An 18,514-nucleotide genomic window follows, 5' to 3' on the forward strand; every position below is an offset into this window, starting at 1 on the left:
ATTCATATAATAGACTGAAACCTTTCGAAATTTTCTGTTATAATTAAATTGAATACAAAATATACCCAAACAAACTTTCTCAATATGCTTATATGAAATATTAAAAGGAATCAATATAAAATAATCGAATCTTATTCACTAAAAGGAGTGGATTCGATGGAAATGTATCAATGGCTAACCGCTGTTCTCGTTGGTGGCATTACCGGCTTCGTTTCCCATCTAATCAATAACCAAGGTAAGTTATTGCTTCCACGCCGTTTGAAAACATTTTTTCATTTTGGATTTTTAACTGATATTTTTACTGGTAGCCTAGCCGCACTTCTTGGGCTCGTTTTATTCGATGTCACCGCGATAAAAGAAATTATAAAAGTATCCATTGTAACTGCTATTTCTGGCCAAACTTTCTTACTACATCAAGCTCTTGGTGGCGAACAGGCTAAAAATACGCAAATTGGGAAAGCTGATGAGAAGATTCAAGAAATTGACAAATTATTGCGACGTTAGTGTATACTTTCTTTTAAAATTATTGTTATAATGAGAAATAAATATTTTCTATTGCGTCGTTTGTCAGGAGAAAGGGTGTTTCGTATGACAAAAAAGAAAATAGAAGATTTCTTAACAAACTCCGAAAAAGAGGAACTGCTAGAAAACTATAAATGTTTACGAGAAGCCCGCACAAAAAGCGAAGCTAACTATTTTGGTGAAGCAGTAAACCATCTATTAAATAAAGCAAAACAACGAATTATTAAAGATGCAGGTATACATGATGAAAATGCTGCAACTGTTCAATCAAAGAGAAAAGCACTGTTTTAGCTACATTAGCTAAAACAGTGCTTTTTATTTAGAATTTTTTTCTTTCCATGCTATATTCTCTCCGCCTTTATCTTTCCATTTTTACAGTTTCAAAAGTCATCTAGACCTAAAGATCAACCTAATAATATTAGCCCACGCAAACCATTTTAATAATAGATAAAATAATTGAACTAGTAATACTACAAACTAAATAAGTTTATTAAATCGCTTCTTTTAAATCTGAATGCGGATTTGGTCCGTATTGATTGTCATTTTCTTCACTTTCAATGATAAAAAATACAAGTAAAACAACGCTACCAAACGGTACAAAATTTAATAGTTGCCACCATCCCGTTTTCCCAATATCATGTAATCGTCGTGCACCAACCGAAAAACTTGGTATAATCATTACTAACATAAATAGCAACGCAATAATAGCAACTAACACCTCTGAAAATGATGATAAAAATAACAGTAGCCAAAAAATTACGATATTGGATAAACTAAAAATCCAGTACTCTTTTCGCGTAGCTCTACCACTAAAATTCCCATAATTCTTTAGAGCTTTCAAATACCATTGCATTTAAACCTCTCCCTTTTATCCCTAATAAAATTAAAATATGTAATTATTAACAGATAAGTAGAAATATAACACAACATTTATGTAAAATCCATATCCCCATCTAAATTGCCCTCTATTTAAATAGTTTTTTCCTTCGGCATTTTTCACATTACTTTCACATCTATTTCACAAATATAAGTAGTCCGATATGCTAAACTAAGTATATCCTTTTCCAAGGAACTATATGCCGATATATAAATCCCTATCTTTATAGGGATTTTTATTTTTTGATTCCTCATAACTTTGTTACAATACATTTCTTCTACTATTTCTATACTTTTAGTAACTACTTTAATTAAAAGCACATTCATGTATTCACACTCTTATTAATTCTGATTTGCGAAATATTTATACAAGCTTTATGATGCAATTCCTGTTTCACTATTTTCAGTAAGTTTTTCACTTTTTCTAAACAAAAATAAAGCTCCTATATATAGTAACGCAGTAAAACTACCTATAAGTATAAAATTGTGAGATACTGCAAATAACATTCCTGCTATTGCCGCACCAATCATTTGACCAATATACATAGAAGCATTTGCAAGCGCGGCTCCTGTTCCTCTTGCTGCACTAGATATGTTTTGTAAGTGCCTCATCATTAATACAAACAAAATTCCTGTCCAAAAAAACAAAGCAAAGAACGATAACTCCACCAATACAATGTTCTTTACATGTGGAAGTAATACATATAGCACTGCTGTAAATATAATTCCACCATAGAAAGAAAGGTTATAACCAATTTTATTTACGATTCTAGGACCAAAAATATTACCAGTTAAATTTCCTAACCCTAATACGAGCATAGCTGTACCTACTTCATGAACTTGTAAGCCAAATTGAATGGAAAGCCATACACCAAAAAATGAAAATGCAGCAAAATTTCCGGTTTGAAAAACAAAGTATGCAAAATAAGAAAGTGAAACCTTTGAATCTGTAAGTAATTGTTTATAACGCTGTAAAATCGCTTTTTTATTTCCACCTATATGAACCGACTGTATTTCTGGTAATACAACATAAATAAGAATGACAAGTAGTGCTGATAATATACCAATGAAATAGAATGGGATTGTATAATGTATCGTTGCTAAATAAGCTCCCAGTGGCAGCCCTAAAATTTGAGAGATTGATAACCCTGCTGTTGCAACCCCAATTGCTTTCACAATTTGCTTCTTCTCTATAAGGAGCGGAATAGATGCCCACACTTGTGGAGATACAAAAGCTGCACTTACACCTGCTAAAAATCTAAATGTTAGCATCCATAAAAAACTCGGTGCAATTCCACACAAAAACGTACTTATTGCAAAAAAACTCATACCTAGTACCATCACTTTTTTTCTGTTTAATCCATCTGATATAGGACCAGCAATAAGCGCAAATCCAGCATACCCTAAAGCATACGAACTCACCATCCATCCTGACAACTCAGTTGAAACATGATACACCTGTTGCAATGTCGGCAACAGTGGTGAAATTAAGAAAGTATCTGTACCGATCATAAACATTATCATAAAAAATACAGCTAGTACTCTGTTCATTTAGACCTTCTCCTTATATAAACAGAGGGTACTCTCCCTCTGTTTAACTAATCTTCTAAAATAGATTGGATTTCTTTCATGACTCTTTCATTCAATGCAACGTCTACCGCTTTCACACTTTCTCTTACCTGCTCTGCCCGCTTTCCACCAGGTATAACAGTATCAATTCCTTCTTTATTTAATAACCATGCTAACGCTAAATGAGACACTTCAATATCATTTTCTTTAGCTAGCCCTTTTAACTTATTCACTTTCTTAAAATTACTCTTATATGTATTTTCTTCAAATAGATTTACATTTTGACGCCAATCGACTTCATTTAATTTAAAATCTTCTGTATATTTTCCGCCTAATATTCCAAAAGCAAGAGGCCCATATGGAATAAATGAAATACCCGCTTCTATACAATACGGCAACAGTTCTTCCTCAGCTGTACGTTCTAACATATTGTATGGAGATTGTACAACATCTATATGACCATGTTGATTCGCCTCTTTTAATTGTTCTATGTTTACGTTCGATATTCCAATTGAACGAATTTTCCCTTCTTCTTTTAAATGAGTAAGCTCTCCGATTGAATCTATGTAACTTGTTTCAGGATTTGTAAAGTGTAAATAATATAAATCAATATATTCAGTCTGTAATCTTCTTAAGCTATTTTCCACAGCATTCCTTAAATAACTTGGTTCATTGTTAATATAAGTTTCTCCATTTAACAACGGTTGAATTCCACCTTTTGTAGCAAGTATAAACTCATGACGTTTTCCCTTTAATACTTCTCCTACTAATTCCTCTGATCTACCGAAACCATATGAATCTGCTGTATCAAAAAATGTAATCCCTTGCTGAATAGCTTCTTCTACTAATCGCTTTCCTTCTTCTTCATTCACATCAGCATATAAATTATGTCCCCCTACTGCATTTGTACCTAAACCCAACTTTGAAATATTTAATCCTGCCTTTTGCAATTTTGTATACTTCATTTTTTCTCCCCCTATATTTCTATTGTTCGAACATATTCGAACAATAGAAATATACCACTTTATATGTTATAGTGCAAATATCTTAACTTATACAAGTAGGTGAAATATGCGTACACTCTATCATCCAAATCGAGAAGAAATTCAATTTTCTTCTGTCTTATATGCACTTAGCGATCAAATTCGTTTACAAATTGTAAATATGTTACTAGAGAAAAATGAACAATCTTGTGGTGCTTTAAACATCCCTGTTGCAAAATCAACTTTATCTCACCATTTCAAAGTTTTACGTGAGTCAGGTGTTATGTACACGCGCCTTGAAGGAACACAACGTTTCATTTCAATTCGTGAAGAAGATTTAAATGCTAGATTCCCAGGTTTATTACAAGTTGTATTACATGCGACAGAGCCATATTAAAAAAACATCTCATATTCATATGAGATGTTTTTTTAATATGGCTATTCTTTTAATAAATCTAATAATCCATTACCTTCGGATGTACGTTCATACCCTAAAGGTACAGTTCTTTTAATAAGTTGTGCATATATTTCCGGCTCTGATAACTTTCGACCGTATTCTTTCTCACACTGTTTAATGAGCAAGGCAAGCGCTCCAGCAACATGCGGCGTCGCCATGGAAGTTCCACTTAACACTGCATATTTCCCATCTGGATACGTAGATAATATTTCATCACCTGGCGCTACTAGATCAATTTCTTGATTTGAATTACTAAAACATGTGATTTTCCGTTCTAAATTGACAGCGCCGACTTCAATTACTTCCGAGTAAGCACCTGGGTAATCTAGTTCCTCTGTATTATCATTACAATCTCCATTATTCCCAGCAGCACATACAACGAGAACATCCTGCTTTACCGCCTTTTGAATTGCTTCATGTAATTCTGGAACATCTTGCGGACCACCAAGTGACATTGAAATAATTCTCACTTTCTCTTGATTCGGCCCTCTCCAATTTACAGCATAATGAATTGCCTCAATAATTTGCTCGTAACTTCCAGAACCATCTCCCGCTAAAACTTTTAATACTAACATTTTAGCAAGCGGTGCAACTCCTAATACACCGACACCATTTTCAGTTGCTGCAATCGTCCCCGCGACATGAGTACCATGTCCGTTATTATCAAGATACACATTTGGATCAGCTTCATAATCTTTTGTGAAATTTCTTCCGCCGATAATACGATCTTTTAAATCTATATGATTAGTATCACACCCTGTATCTAATACGGCAACGACTACATCTTGCCCCTTCACACTCTTTTCCCATACTTGTGGAGCGTGAATCAGTTGTACACCTGGTGGAATTTCATTTACTTGTTCTACAACCTTATTTACGATAAATGGAATCAATTGTATACCTTTTTGTTTATTCACTGTACTACTCATCGTAATCCCTCCTGAAAATGTATTATTTTCATTTCAGACCACTTTTGAATACGTGTAAATGTAACATTCGTTTTATTCTTTTTGTTTTCCTTCTTTTCAAATATTTCTCAACATCATTTACTAACTCTATACTACTTTTGTATTTCCCCTATGATTTATAGGAAATAACAGCCTGGGTCATTCAACTAATAACCAAAATAAAAGGACCAATTAATGGTCCTCTTACAGTCTTTTAAAAGAATGATATGTAATTTGAAAAATAATATAAATTAAGACTAAACCTCACTCTTGTTTAAAAACTTTTCTATTTCTTTTACTAAATATTCCGCTCCCTCTATCCCAACAGTAATATTTCCATTTGCTAATGATATGTTCTGCTCTGAAACATCACCTGTGATTTGGCAAGCATTGTAAGGTTGATATTTTTGTAAAATGATTTTATCTGCTTCTACAAAAATTTCAAGCGGTGATTTGATTTGTATTCCCAATACATCGCGTAATTCTTTAGGGATAACAATTCGTCCTAATTCGTCTACTTTTCGAATAACTCCTGTTGCTTTCATATTTCTCCCCCCTTTCTCTCTATTAATTTTTTTCACCTCGCTTTTTCCATTTTATCACTTTTTGGCAATACTTGCCTCTTTTTAGAAAATTTTGTACTCGAGTTAAAAAAACACATTTAATGCATACGTAATCTCTCTTTCAATTGTTTTACATAACGGGATCTTATAAGTAAGAAGTATACAACTTGAATACCTATGAAAATACTTAATACAACTGTATTTTCTTTAAACAATGAGTACTCAAACATTTGCCCTAACGCCGTTAAGGCTACTGCCCCATGTAATGTTGCAACACCAATTGGAACGAAGAATAAAAGCGCCAATCGAATTGTAACTACCTTCGATAATTCCCTACTCGTCAATCCAACTTTTCGAATCATTTCGAACAAGCGAACATCATCCTCCAAATCGGAGAATAAACGGAAGTAAAGGAAACTTCCTGCGCAAACGAAAAATACTATACCAATAAAGAAACCTACAAATAAAATCGGTCCTGCAATTTGTAAACTTTGGTTTTGTTCGTACTCTTCCGCACTAAACGTTGACTGTTCTTGATACGGTTTAATTTGATGCGTAAGCTCTTTACCAATTTCAATCTCATCTTTCGTTCTTTCAGTTTTATACATATAATCTTTTGTCTCTATAAATCCATCTTGTAATGAATCATATTGATTATTAGAGATTACATAAACATTTCCTCTTAATATTTTCCCCAATGAAGATGAAGTAACTTTTTTCACCTTTAAACTTTCATTCATATTGGGTAAAGTAATTTCTTTTCTTTCTTTCATCGCTGGCCCTGGTATATCAGCTGACAAAAATACAACCTCTTTATTTGCTACAGTATTAAATGGTTCTTCTGTTAACTTTGCATATTCCTTATAATCTGATTCTTTTATAAAAGTGGCGCTTCTTAACGACTGTTCCTCCGTTTTCTTTGTCGAAATATTAGTTTTTGAAGCTGCTATATTATGTTTCTTTAATCCTTTGTCAATCATTTGTATATGTTGTGATTCGTTACTATTCCCTTGCTTAGAATGGTAATGAAACGCAATTGGTCTCTCCATTATACCTTTCGTCATGGATGCGAAGCCTACTAATGTCCCTATTGCGGAAAATGCTACAGTAGAAATAATGGTTACAATAAAGAACATTCTTGCGTTATCTCTCATACGATACGCTAAATCTGATAACGTAATAATATTAGTCTGTGTCCAATAGAAACGTTTACTTTTTTTACATAATCGAATAATAAAGACACTCAGCTGCTTGTACAACAAATACGTCCCGATAATAACTACCGTTGTAACAGGAATCATCATAATAAATACCATTGCTCCATGTGATAGAAGAGCTCCTACATAGCCAGCACTAAGCAATACTACTGCTAATATTGAAGAAATGATTGATGCTTTCGGTTCCGGTTTCGCCTCTGCTGATCCTCTAAACAACTTCATAATCTTATTTTTACGAATCATTCCTGCACTAAACAATGATATGATCATAAATAAAATAAAAAACATAATACCCGTTACAACAATTGCTTTCATCGGTATGTAATAGGATAAGGAGATATCTAGTTTCAATATCATCGGAGCGACAAATAGTAATACCCCTGAAAATAACATACCTGAAAGAATACCAAAAATAATTGCCCCTATTCCAATCATAATATTTTCAAAAAAGATCAGACGCTTTAATTGATATTTCGTCATACCTAGCATCATTAAAATTCCTAGTTCACGCTTTCTCGTTTTTAAAAACATTCCCATCGAATATAAAATAAAGAAGAATGTAAATAAGTAAATAATAGACTGTGCAAAAGACATACTTACGAATACGTACTGACCTAATTCTCCTGCACTTAATGCCGGATGAAACGCAAAAAATGAATACACAAAAAAGGCCATAATTGCAAATGCACTACTCAAAAAATAGGCTGAGTATGTCCGTCTATTTCGGGTTACATTCCGATATGCTAGTTCTCTAATGTTCATATTACTTCTCCGCCCTTCTACTATCTATGTTTTTATATTAGTAAAGTGCGGAAATACCTTCCATCGATTCAAATGACAAAAACCTTACATTTTTGAAAGGTTTAAAAAAATTGCTTATACGTAGCACTTTATTTATAATGACTACATTCATATTCATACACACATCCTATTGTATATTCGTTAGTTTTGCGAAATAATAAAGGATAGAAGTATGTACCATTATACATATAAACTTATTTACCGCTTTAATATGAATAGGAGGAAAACATAATGACATTACAAGAACAGATTATGAAAGCATTACATGTTCAGCCTGTAATTGATCCAAAAGTTGAAATTCGTAAACGAGTTGATTTCCTAAAGGATTATGTAAAAAAAACAGGTGCAAAAGGATTTGTACTTGGTATTAGCGGCGGACAAGACTCTACATTAGCAGGACGCTTAGCACAACTTGCAGTTGAAGAAATTCGTAACGAAGGTGGTAATGCAACGTTTATCGCCGTGCGTCTTCCTTATAAAGTACAAAAAGATGAAGATGATGCACAATTAGCATTACAATTCATTCAAGCAGATCAATCTGTTGCATTTGATATTGCTTCAACTGTTGATGCTTTTTCAAATCAATATGAAAACTTATTGGGTGAATCATTAACAGATTTCAATAAAGGTAACGTGAAAGCACGTATCCGTATGGTTACTCAATATGCAATTGGTGGACAAAAAGGGCTACTTGTTATCGGAACAGATCACGCTGCAGAAGCTGTAACAGGGTTCTTTACAAAATTCGGAGATGGTGGTGCAGATTTATTACCATTAACGGGATTAACGAAGCGCCAAGGACGTGCATTATTACAAGAGTTAGGCGCAGACGAGCGACTGTACTTAAAAATGCCAACAGCTGATTTATTAGATGAAAAACCAGGTCAAGCTGATGAAACAGAGTTAGGTATTACTTATGATCAATTAGATGATTATTTAGAAGGTAAAGCAGTTCCAGCTGACGTTGCAGAGAAAATTGAAAAACGTTACACAGTGAGTGAGCATAAAAGACAAGTACCAGCGTCAATGTTTGATGATTGGTGGAAATAAATTAAACATAAAAAAGAAGCTAATCTTCATTTAGCTTCTTTTTTATATGTTAACGATATACCCCTACTCTTTTCTCCAATAAATCTTGCAGGCAATCTTCATGTTGTTTACAAAATAACGGTGGCATGTCGTCTAACGGGAAAAACTTCAAATCCAACGTTTCATCACCATCTACTTTTTTGTCACCTCCAACTATTGAGAATGAAAAGAACATCACAATTGACTGGGCCTTGTCTCCATTTGGATATGATTGAAAATATTTTGTATACACTCCAATAAGCTCATTTATTTCTACATCATACCCGGTTTCTTCTTTTATTTCCCGGATTGCAGTTTCCGCAGCTGATTCTCCTATCTCCATTGCACCACCTGGAAAGCCCCAAGCGTTAAAGTCTCCTCTTTTTTGCAGTAATACTTCTCCTTCTTTATTAAATACACAACCACCGGCAAAGTTTAAGAAAACATAATCATGTCCTACTTTTTCACGTAATTCTTTTATATAATTCGCCATTCTCATTCCCCTTTTCATACCTCTTCTATCGCTATTTCTTATCTTTTTCAAGCAATTCAATGATTCGATCTAGCTTCTGGTTCATATTAATCACGTGGTGTTTCTTTGCAGCACTGCTTTGTAATACTCTTCTAATAAACAAAGTAAATGATATGAAAAACAAAACGATAAGTCCGATTACTAAACAAGTATATATCAATGTAAAAATATCGCTTTCGAACAAGTTCATTCCACATTCACATCCTTATCCTTTTATTTTATCACATAATTCTTAATATTCAAAAGTAATCAATCAATAAATAAAAAAAGCACCTTTTACAGGTGCTTTTTCCCATTGCTTAATACGTAAATGTAATTGTCGCTAATGAATAACCCGCCAATGCACTATAAGGCGCTACTTGATAAGACACACGCTTTGCACCTTTTGGCCAATTTATTTCATTTAATACTTTCTTTATATCTTGCATCGTCCCATCCATGGACTGCTTATATCGCACTTCTACTTTTTCTGGTTTGGCTGCAAACTGTTGCTGCAACTTTTGCTTAAATTCATTATAATTTTCTGCTCCGTATTCTGCAGATAAGTATTGTAAATTTGTTTCTTTTAACATCTGCTCATATACGACAGTTTTTGAGCTACCAGCTTTTATTTTGTTTGTTAATTCACCAAAATAACTTGTAGTTGCTGCTGGATATTTACTACGATCCCAGTCGTGATCTTTACTTAACTGTTCGTCAGACATGTTAAAATATGAGTAAGTTACACGCCCTGCTTTATCTGGTACTGGATCATCAAATGTAGTATCTAGGTGATACCATTTGTTTTCAATGTTCACTAAATTCCACGCGTGAGCTTGTCCGTTTCCTGTGCCTGTTACAATATGGTTTTGAATACCTGCCTCTTTTAACAACTCATACGTTAATAATGTATATCCTTGGCAAACGGCAGAACGATTCGCTAATGCTTCATATGCTGTATACGCTTGATAAGACGTATCATAAGACACATGCTTAACAACGTAATCGTGAATAGCTTTTACTTTCTCATGCTCATCCATCCCTGGTTTTACAATTGATCCAACAATTGATTTCGCCTGAGCTTTTACATATTGAGTTTGTTCTTTTGATTCACGGTATTTTACTTGCAGTGTAAACGTATAGTCCCCTGGCATTCCTTTAATAGAATATCTAGTAGACGCTACATTATATTTTACGTACTCATCAGCATCTACAATTTTATTAAACTCACCATACAATTGATCCATAATATTTCTAGCATTTCTATCTTTTGTTTTATATGTGATTGTAATATTTTCTTCTCGATTATCAATCTGTTTTTTTAATTCTTTTCTGAAATCATCTAATAACTTTACATCTGATTGTGCTGTCACTGTAGTCGGATTTGTAGCTGCATAAGATACAGATGACGCTTGCAAGCCTCCCATTACTATAGTTGAACAAAGTGCGGCAGCTGTCACATACTTACTTGTCTTTCCCATCTTGTCACTCCTTATATTCTATAACTATACGAAAAAGTATCGTATAGTTTCAGAGTATACAATACTTTTTCGTATAGGTCATATGAGATTATGCATATTAACTAATTCACATAAAAAGGTTGTTCTTTTTAAAAGAACAACCTTTTTTCATTAGCATGTTTGTAATACACAGCATGTATTTTCAAAACGTTGATTTTTCAAATCTTCATTACTAATACAGAAATATAGCATCCCTAGTTCTCCCCAAACCATATTACAATTTTTATGATCTGAATCAATTTGGAATAAAAGAGTCATTTGCTGCGGGTCTACTCCCATATATTCTCCTGTCTCATATAACACTTCTTCTTGTACAGAGAATGGCTCACCAAACATTTGATGGTTATCGTAGTTATCTGGAATTAGCTCTTCAAGTAATTGCAAGAAACGATCTGAATCAGCCTCATCTTCAATGAAAAGTTCTGGTAATTTGTATGTCAGTTCAAAAGTAATTGCACACTGGTTATATTTCGCTTGTATTTCATTTTCTCTTCGTAATTGCTCTACAGGAACATCATAATAAAGTACACGCCCAGCTTCTGTTAGATTCACATTTTCTTCAAAATAATTTTCAATGCAAAAGAAATACAGTATCCCCGTCTTAGGAAGATTGTGATTCATACCAACGTTTTGTAAATCACTTAAGTTAAATTGCGCGATAAATTGTAGTGGATTTCCTTTATGCTTTGGATATTCAAATAAAGCTGGTAGATCAGGAACTCCTCCCATTTTCGAACTACCTATCGCAACAGTTCCCTGCTGCTTTGGCACAACTTTTATACAAGGAAATACAGTATTAATAAGTTCTTCTTTCAAGTGTGTTAGTTCATATTTATCAATTAATACTTCAATTTTTTTATTCATAAATTCTCCTTACATTTACATACTTATTTATATCATAGTACAAAGATTATACTTCATTCTTTACAAAATCAACAAGCCTCCCAAAAACGGGCTTATCCTTCGTACGCGAACAAGTTTAAAAAAGCATACTATACATTGTTCCTACAAACACGATAGTTCTTTAGTTCTTCCAGTACATTTTCCCCTCGTTCATTTTTATTTTTAATATAAGGAGGAATTCCACATGGGTTACGGATATAGTTGCGGCGGTTACGGTTACGGCGGTAGCTGTGGTGGTTGTGGTTACGGAGGTTTCGCTTTATTAATCGTTTTATTCATCCTTCTAATCATCATCGGAGCTAGCTGTTGGGGCGGCTTTATAGGCTGCTAGTAAACTTAAAAACCATTGTAAAAAAGCACGTACAATACGTGCTTTTTTGCCATTTCCAAATCTTTTATTTGAAAGGAAGTATGTTTAATGAAGATCGATGGTGTTTTTGAAGGAGGCGGTGTACGCGGTATTGCACATGTTGGAGCAATTTGCGCATTAGCCGAAAAAGGTTATGAATGGGAACGTGTAGCTGGAACATCAGCTGGTGCAATTATCGCGGCACTTGTAGCGGCAGGATATTCTTGTTCAGAGCTAAAAACGATTATAACTGATATCGATTATAACAAATTTACGAAGAAAACCTTTATTGACAAAATCCCCTTTATCGGAAAAGGACTAAGTGCATGGACTACTCTAGGTATATACTCTAATGTATTTATAGAAGAATGGATTGAAGAATTACTTCGAAAAAAAGGTGTTCATTTATTTACTGATTTACCGGATCTAAACAAACTCAAAATCATCGCTTCTGATATTAGTAATGGTAAAATGGTTGTCTTTCCTGACGACTTACCAAACTACGGATTTTTAAATTATCGCTTCTCTATCGCTAAAGCGGTAAGAATGAGTAGTACAATCCCCTTCTTCTTTGAACCCGTAAAATGGAGAACTCCAAAATGGAAGCAGCCTTGTTATATGGTTGATGGAGGAATTCTAAGTAATTATCCAATTTGGATCTTCGATTCACCTACCACTCCTCGCTGGCCGACTTTCGGATTTCATTTTGTAAAAGATGAGATTCAAGCTGATCCTGCTCACTATAACGAGCCTATTTCCATGTTCAAAGGACTATTTAAAACAATGATGCAAGCTCATGATTTACGTCATTTAGATAAGGAATCAAAAGCAAGAACGATTACAATTCCAACAGGAACGATTACAAGTACTAATTTTGAACTGACAAAGGAAGAAAAAGAATGGCTTTACAATTCTGGTTATAACTCTGCTAATAAATTTTTACAAGCTTGGAACTTTAGGCAATATATCGATGAATATAGAAAAGGAAATCAAGACCGAAAGACAAATCGATTTTTTCGTCAACTTGACTCATAATATTATTACTTTGCGTATAAATACGAGAACGTTTAACAACTTAATAATAAATAAGTCTAGTAATTTCTTATATTACTAGACTTATTTATTATTATATAATCTCGTACATTGTTTAAGGATACGTTAACCCTTCGGTTTCCTCTGCAGTAATAACTATGTAACGATTTCCCGTTCTTAATCCTAACAGTTCTGCTTTTTCAATCGCTTCTTGCTTCGTCTCCGCATAAGCAGCTAAATATTTTTCTCCATTGATCATTTGGCAAATTACATATTGTTTCATTACTTTCTCCTCTTACTTTTTCATTAGTTGTGCAAGTTTTTTTATACCTATTTCAATTTCTTCTAACGTTGCGTATGAATACGATAGGCGCAAAAATTGATTTGCACTTCTATCATATAAAGTACCTGGGTTTAATAAAACCTTTTCTTGCAGAGCTTTATCAAATAAACTGCGATATGAAATGGTTACTTTTATATGTACCCATATATAAAATCCCCCTGTTGGTTCATGCCAAGTTGCTATTTCACGAAGATATTTATCTAACATTAGTAACATAAAATCTCTTCGTTTTTTCAATTCACTTCTTACAAAGCGCAAATGCTCATCATATAGACCATTTGTAAACCACTCTGCTGCAATTTGCTGGGATATAGTGCTTGAACCATAATCTGTTTGCATTTTTATGTCTGACAATCTTTGAATTACTGGCTCAGGTCCAACAATCCATCCAATTCTTAACCCTGGACTAATTACTTTGGACATGCTTCCAATATGTAGTACGATTCCATTTTTATCATAGGCTTTTAAAGGTTTCGAACTAGGTGCATCAAACCATAAGTCTTGATACACTGCGTCCTCTATAATAGGTAATCCAATTTCATTACATATTTCCATCACTTCTATTCGTTTCTTCGCATTCATACTAAAGTTCGTTGGATTATGAAAAGACGGGATTGTATATAAAATAGAGGCATTAAATTGCTTCTTATATTTCTTAATATATGATGTATGTAACCCGCTTTCATCCATTGGGATTCCAATTAAACGTACTCCTGCTGATTGAAAAACATTAAGCGAATATAAATAGGATGGTTTCTCTAATAAGATTGATGCCCCTTTCGAAAGAAGCCCCATAGAAATAAGTTGCAGCGCTTGAATTGCTCCTGAAACAATTAATATAGAGTCAGTAGATACATATACGCCATGCTCCTTTAAGTATTCGGAAATCTTTTCCCTTAAATAAAGATTTCCTTTCGGCTCTTCATACCCAAGCGTCACATTTGACTTTAAAAGGTTATTCATAATTTCTTTCATCTTTTTCTCAGGTAAGAGACTCGGCGCGAGCTCACCTGTTCCTAACCGAATTACATGTGGGTAAAATTCAGCTTGATTAATCTCTTGAATAGCTGGGAGATTCGGATAATGAAGTCCTGTTTCTACATAAGACTGCCAATTAGGCGGGGGTGCGTAAGTTGAAACATTCTCATTATTATTTACAACAATTGTTCCTTTCCTGCCATTCCCTTCAATGTATCCCTTTGCAACTAGTTCATCGAAAGCCATTACAATTGTGCTTCGATTCACACCAAATGTATGGGCCAAATCTCTTTGTGAAGGTAATTTCGTTCCAACGGTCCATTCTCCATTAACGATCTTTTCTTTTATATACGTTTCTATTTGTTTATACAGCGGCGTCGCTAGAGACATATCCGGTTTCCAAACGAATCTTTCCATCATATCACCTTATATTCTTTTTGGTTGGTAACCTCCCCAACCATATGGATGGATACAAATTTTCATTTCTTCTATACAATATACACTATCATAATGAATTAAAATAGGAGGTAATATGATGAGTGAAGCAATTATTCATGGTATCATTCTTGCATTTGGACTTATCATTCCATTAGGTGTACAAAATGTTTTTGTCTTTAACCAAGGTGCGAGCCAACCAAACATTTGGAGGGCAGCCCCTGTAGTATTAACTGCCTCTATATGTGATACGTTACTCATATTGATTGCAGTGCAAGGTGTCTCCCTTATACTCCTTACTTTTTCTTGGCTAACTAACTCATTATATATAATTGGATTTTTCTTTCTCCTATACATGGGCTTTGTTATTTGGAGAAGTAGCCCTTCCAACGATGTAACACAAGAAAAAAGTATGCCCTTAAAAAAGCAAATCCTTTTCGCAGCATCAGTTTCGTTATTAAATCCACATGCTATTTTAGACACAATCGGTGTAATTGGAACAAATTCTATTCAATACATAGGAAGTGAAAAGTGGGCTTTCACACTTGCAACTATTATCGTTTCTTGGATTTGGTTTATAAGCTTAGCTTTAGCGGGGAAATTTCTAAAAAGACTAGACTCAACCGGAAAGACAATTTTATTATTAAATAAATTTTCTGGTCTCATCATATGGGGTGTCGCACTTTATATGTTAAAACAAGTTATTTATTCTTAATGAACGAAAGAGAATTGCATGTTACTCAAAACATCATGCAATTCTCTTACAAATTATGAAGTAGGTTCCGGTTTCTGTTTTACCGCCTTTGCATCCTTTGCTGGTTTAATCCAAATGATTGCTATGACAGCACCAATGGCAGCGAAAATACTTGTCAAATAAAACACTTCATGGTCCGCCCCTTTCATGAAAAAAGAATATAAAGGTGGTCCAGCTGCTACACCGATAAATCGCATTGAACTGTAAAATGACGTAACTGTTCCCCTTTGCTCCTTTTCAATTCCTTGTGTAATGAGGGCATCTAAACATGGGAGTGCCATACCAATCCCTATCCCCATAATAACGAGACAAAGAAGTAGTAAATAAATCCCTTTTATAAATAAAGGAATGATGACTGATGCAGCTGCCATTAAAAAACCAATATAGATACACTTCTTCATAACATTTTGATTATCTCCAATTTTTTTACCGGCCATATATGAACTAAGTGACAGTACAAGTAACGGGATAGCAAGCACACACCCTTTCCATATACCATGAATGTCATACTTTGATTCCAGTATAGTCGACAAATAAAAGAGAATTCCGAATAAAATAAGCATAATAATTGCACCTAATGCAAAAATGGCAATTAACCATCTTCCTTTTTCTCGAAACGTAGACAGAATAGATTTTATAAACTCTTTAAGTGGTGGGACTTCTCCTTCTTGTTTCTTTGCCTTTACTAGAACAAGTAATAAAACAATTGATACTACGCATAAAATTGGAATCGCCCAAAATGGTAAGAACCATACAACGGCAGCAAGAGCAGACCCTAAAATAGGGCTCAGTACTTTCCCAAATGTATTGGATGTTTCTATGATTCCTAAACCTGTACTAACTTGTTTTTCGTCTTTGTATAAATCACCAACACACGGTATAACAACTGGCATTGCACCAGCAGCACCAATACCTTGAATCGCTCTACCAATCAATATCCAATTGTAGGGATTATCAACTTTCCAAGATACCCAACCAGTTATCGCTCCTCCTATAGCTGCAATCAGCAAACTCGGAACCATTACCATCTTTCGTCCCCATCTATCTGATAAATAACCAGCAATCGGTATAAGTAGAATAGCTACGATAGAGTAAATTGTAATAATCATGGATACTTGAAACGATGAAATATGTAATTTCTTTTCAATAGTCGGCAGAATTGGGATGAGCATTGAATTCCCTAATGTCATAACAAGTGGAACTGATGCAAGCGCAATTAAACAACAGTTTTCTTTTTTTAACATGTTGGCTTCGAAACCTTTCATCATATATTTCTTACCATATAATAGCCCCGCTGGAACGTAACTTTTCATTCCACCAGGGCTATTACATCTTTACTACTTCCCATTCACAACAAAAGAAATTGGGGAAATTATAGTATTATTCCTATTCTTTGAATCCAGTTCACAATATATCCATACCAATTAATTGAAAAAAAAAGAAAGGAAGAATCCTTCCTTTCTCCTATAACCTTCTACAATTAGCGAGTATATCCGCCACCAAGTTGTTGTTCTGCCATCGCTACAAGGCGTTTTGTAATTTCACCGCCTACAGAACCGTTTGCACGTGAAGAAGTATCAGCGCCAAGTTGTACACCAAACTCTTGTGCAATTTCATATTTCATTTGATCTAAAGCTGCTTGTGCTCCATGTGATGCTAATTGATTAGAATTACGATTTCTAGCCATTACCAATCACCTCCTTATTTATATATAAATTGTGTTAAATTCAAATTAAAATACATGGAAATTTTTGGTTATTTTTTACCATAAAAAAAGAGCCTCTAAAACGAGACTCTCACATCATTTCACATTACGAAGTTACTACTTCTAATTTTCTATTTATTAATACTTTCATTTCTTCTTTTAATATCTCTTTTGAATTATGTCCAAACCATTCTAAGGAAGCAAAAAGATCCGTACCTCTCACTTCCTGAATAATCTCATCATAATTTACAATACCTTCAAATAACGGAACCATACCAATACGACTTCCTGCTGCAGCATATACATTGTTAGGTTCAAACACATGCAAATAATCCGCTGAAGATATATTCTTAAAATGGTAATGTAGTGTCCACGGCTTTAATCGATGGAAACTGTCTATTGGATCTGCGCCAGACTCCCATATATGAAGAAAATCAAGATTTATTTTTAAATTCGGATGATTTACTTCTTCTAATAGTTCTATAGTAGAAGGCAATGTGTCCGTTAGTGTATTGGGATGTGTTTCTAACAGCACATACATATTGTGCTGAGCAAACACATCACAAATCTTACGTATTCGCTTCACATACTCTTTTCTCTCTTGTTCCGAGAAGTCCTTGCTCCCTTTTTGCCCAGCAAACGTGCGAATTTTATTCGTATTAAACCAATTAGCTAGTACTACAAGTTGTTCACTTTTCTCTATCGTTTTTTCAAAATCTGCTGATAATGATATATCTAAGTAATCACTTATCATCGTAATTTCTAAGTTTTTATCCTTTAGAAAAGTCAATTCTCGTTCTGTCGTTTCGCGTTCTTGTATATACAAATTTTGTGCATGAGTCCCCCACAATTCAATTCCTTCAAAACCGTTTTCATATGCAAATTGAACAATATCAGTAAATGAAATTAATTGATGACGAAATGAAATGGTACATAGCGAATATTTCATAGCATTAAACTCCCCTATCTTAAATTCAGTTA

The 18,514-nt window shown here is 34.1% G+C and carries 23 protein-coding genes; 7 read left to right on the top strand and 16 right to left on the bottom strand.

Going from position 1 to position 18,514, the window contains the following annotated elements; genetic code table 11:
- Positions 1–156: 156 nt before the first annotated feature.
- A complete protein-coding gene (locus MKY38_RS12250) occupies positions 157–504 on the top strand; it encodes a DUF4257 domain-containing protein (protein ID WP_000426317.1) in 348 nt (115 codons plus the stop codon).
- A gap of 84 nt (positions 505–588) precedes the next feature.
- Entirely contained in the window at positions 589–813 is a 225-nt protein-coding gene (locus MKY38_RS12255) for a hypothetical protein (protein ID WP_000162602.1), read from the top strand.
- A gap of 199 nt (positions 814–1,012) precedes the next feature.
- Here MKY38_RS12255 and MKY38_RS12260 read toward each other — a convergent pair whose 3' ends face one another.
- The 4 genes from MKY38_RS12260 to MKY38_RS12275 all read right to left on the bottom strand — a co-directional run bounded on the left by MKY38_RS12260 (position 1,013) and on the right by MKY38_RS12275 (position 3,932).
- Positions 1,013–1,375 carry a DUF805 domain-containing protein gene (locus tag MKY38_RS12260; RefSeq protein WP_001198796.1) on the bottom strand — a complete coding sequence of 121 codons (363 nt, stop codon included), beginning with the start codon at positions 1,373–1,375 and terminating at the stop codon, positions 1,013–1,015.
- Between the two features lie 143 nt (positions 1,376–1,518).
- Positions 1,519–1,725: a hypothetical protein gene (locus MKY38_RS12265; protein ID WP_001101741.1), complete on the bottom strand. Its 207-nt coding sequence runs from the start codon at positions 1,723–1,725 to the stop codon at positions 1,519–1,521.
- Positions 1,726–1,773: 48 nt separating this feature from the next.
- On the bottom strand, positions 1,774–2,949 hold the full coding sequence (locus MKY38_RS12270) for an MFS transporter (protein ID WP_001082492.1): 1,176 nt from the start codon (positions 2,947–2,949) through the stop codon (positions 1,774–1,776).
- Between the two features lie 47 nt (positions 2,950–2,996).
- Positions 2,997–3,932, bottom strand: a complete 936-nt coding sequence (locus tag MKY38_RS12275) for an aldo/keto reductase (RefSeq protein ID WP_000877965.1) — start codon at positions 3,930–3,932, stop codon at positions 2,997–2,999.
- Between the two features lie 106 nt (positions 3,933–4,038).
- On the opposite strand from MKY38_RS12275, the gene MKY38_RS12280 reads away from it, so the two are divergent.
- The gene (locus MKY38_RS12280; protein ID WP_001259906.1) at positions 4,039–4,347 is read left to right on the top strand and encodes an ArsR/SmtB family transcription factor; all 309 of its coding nucleotides are present in this window, start codon (positions 4,039–4,041) and stop codon (positions 4,345–4,347) included.
- 41 nt (positions 4,348–4,388) lie between these two features.
- Here MKY38_RS12280 and MKY38_RS12285 read toward each other — a convergent pair whose 3' ends face one another.
- From MKY38_RS12285 to MKY38_RS12295, 3 genes are all read right to left on the bottom strand, one after another.
- On the bottom strand, positions 4,389–5,336 hold the full coding sequence (locus tag MKY38_RS12285; protein WP_000099746.1) for a serine protease: 948 nt from the start codon (positions 5,334–5,336) through the stop codon (positions 4,389–4,391).
- Positions 5,337–5,611: 275 nt separating this feature from the next.
- The gene (locus tag MKY38_RS12290; protein ID WP_000648324.1) at positions 5,612–5,899 is read right to left on the bottom strand and encodes an AbrB/MazE/SpoVT family DNA-binding domain-containing protein; all 288 of its coding nucleotides are present in this window, start codon (positions 5,897–5,899) and stop codon (positions 5,612–5,614) included.
- 116 nt (positions 5,900–6,015) lie between these two features.
- Positions 6,016–7,896: an ABC transporter permease gene (locus tag MKY38_RS12295; RefSeq protein ID WP_049107625.1), complete on the bottom strand. Its 1,881-nt coding sequence runs from the start codon at positions 7,894–7,896 to the stop codon at positions 6,016–6,018.
- A 270-nt stretch (positions 7,897–8,166) separates the two neighbouring features.
- Between MKY38_RS12295 and nadE the strand changes: the two genes are divergently transcribed.
- Entirely contained in the window at positions 8,167–8,985 is an 819-nt protein-coding gene (gene nadE / locus MKY38_RS12300) for an ammonia-dependent NAD(+) synthetase (RefSeq protein WP_000174901.1), read from the top strand.
- Positions 8,986–9,034: 49 nt separating this feature from the next.
- Here nadE and MKY38_RS12305 read toward each other — a convergent pair whose 3' ends face one another.
- The 4 genes from MKY38_RS12305 to MKY38_RS12320 form a co-directional block, all read right to left on the bottom strand.
- Entirely contained in the window at positions 9,035–9,496 is a 462-nt protein-coding gene (locus MKY38_RS12305) for an NUDIX hydrolase (protein WP_000024999.1), read from the bottom strand.
- A 31-nt stretch (positions 9,497–9,527) separates the two neighbouring features.
- Positions 9,528–9,725, bottom strand: a complete 198-nt coding sequence (locus MKY38_RS12310; protein WP_001048091.1) for a DUF4083 domain-containing protein — start codon at positions 9,723–9,725, stop codon at positions 9,528–9,530.
- A gap of 109 nt (positions 9,726–9,834) precedes the next feature.
- Positions 9,835–10,995, bottom strand: coding sequence for a transglutaminase domain-containing protein (locus MKY38_RS12315; RefSeq protein ID WP_000520862.1), 1,161 nt, complete (start codon positions 10,993–10,995; stop codon positions 9,835–9,837).
- A 150-nt stretch (positions 10,996–11,145) separates the two neighbouring features.
- Positions 11,146–11,898, bottom strand: coding sequence for a YwqG family protein (locus MKY38_RS12320; RefSeq protein ID WP_069604269.1), 753 nt, complete (start codon positions 11,896–11,898; stop codon positions 11,146–11,148).
- Between the two features lie 223 nt (positions 11,899–12,121).
- On the opposite strand from MKY38_RS12320, the gene MKY38_RS12325 reads away from it, so the two are divergent.
- Both MKY38_RS12325 and MKY38_RS12330 read left to right on the top strand, forming a co-directional pair.
- Entirely contained in the window at positions 12,122–12,268 is a 147-nt protein-coding gene (locus MKY38_RS12325; protein WP_341049111.1) for a YjcZ family sporulation protein, read from the top strand.
- 87 nt (positions 12,269–12,355) lie between these two features.
- Entirely contained in the window at positions 12,356–13,321 is a 966-nt protein-coding gene (locus tag MKY38_RS12330; RefSeq protein ID WP_000686794.1) for a patatin-like phospholipase family protein, read from the top strand.
- Positions 13,322–13,433: 112 nt separating this feature from the next.
- Here MKY38_RS12330 and MKY38_RS12335 read toward each other — a convergent pair whose 3' ends face one another.
- Positions 13,434–13,601, bottom strand: a complete 168-nt coding sequence (locus MKY38_RS12335) for a DUF3933 family protein (RefSeq protein ID WP_069604009.1) — start codon at positions 13,599–13,601, stop codon at positions 13,434–13,436.
- Between the two features lie 12 nt (positions 13,602–13,613).
- Complete coding sequence (locus tag MKY38_RS12340; RefSeq protein ID WP_341049112.1) at positions 13,614–15,056, bottom strand: aminotransferase-like domain-containing protein; 1,443 nt, start codon at positions 15,054–15,056, stop codon at positions 13,614–13,616.
- A gap of 118 nt (positions 15,057–15,174) precedes the next feature.
- On the opposite strand from MKY38_RS12340, the gene MKY38_RS12345 reads away from it, so the two are divergent.
- Complete coding sequence (locus MKY38_RS12345; RefSeq protein ID WP_065223539.1) at positions 15,175–15,789, top strand: LysE/ArgO family amino acid transporter; 615 nt, start codon at positions 15,175–15,177, stop codon at positions 15,787–15,789.
- A 53-nt stretch (positions 15,790–15,842) separates the two neighbouring features.
- Here MKY38_RS12345 and MKY38_RS12350 read toward each other — a convergent pair whose 3' ends face one another.
- The 3 genes from MKY38_RS12350 to MKY38_RS12360 all read right to left on the bottom strand — a co-directional run bounded on the left by MKY38_RS12350 (position 15,843) and on the right by MKY38_RS12360 (position 18,482).
- On the bottom strand, positions 15,843–17,072 hold the full coding sequence (locus MKY38_RS12350; protein ID WP_033667350.1) for an MFS transporter: 1,230 nt from the start codon (positions 17,070–17,072) through the stop codon (positions 15,843–15,845).
- 236 nt (positions 17,073–17,308) lie between these two features.
- On the bottom strand, positions 17,309–17,515 hold the full coding sequence (locus MKY38_RS12355; protein ID WP_000113545.1) for an alpha/beta-type small acid-soluble spore protein: 207 nt from the start codon (positions 17,513–17,515) through the stop codon (positions 17,309–17,311).
- Positions 17,516–17,639: 124 nt separating this feature from the next.
- Complete coding sequence (locus MKY38_RS12360; protein WP_000877672.1) at positions 17,640–18,482, bottom strand: sugar phosphate isomerase/epimerase family protein; 843 nt, start codon at positions 18,480–18,482, stop codon at positions 17,640–17,642.
- Positions 18,483–18,514: the final 32 nt, after the last annotated feature.

This window comes from Bacillus sp. FSL R5-0585 (assembly GCF_038004545.1).
Lineage (GTDB): Bacteria > Bacillota > Bacilli > Bacillales > Bacillaceae_G > Bacillus_A > Bacillus_A cereus.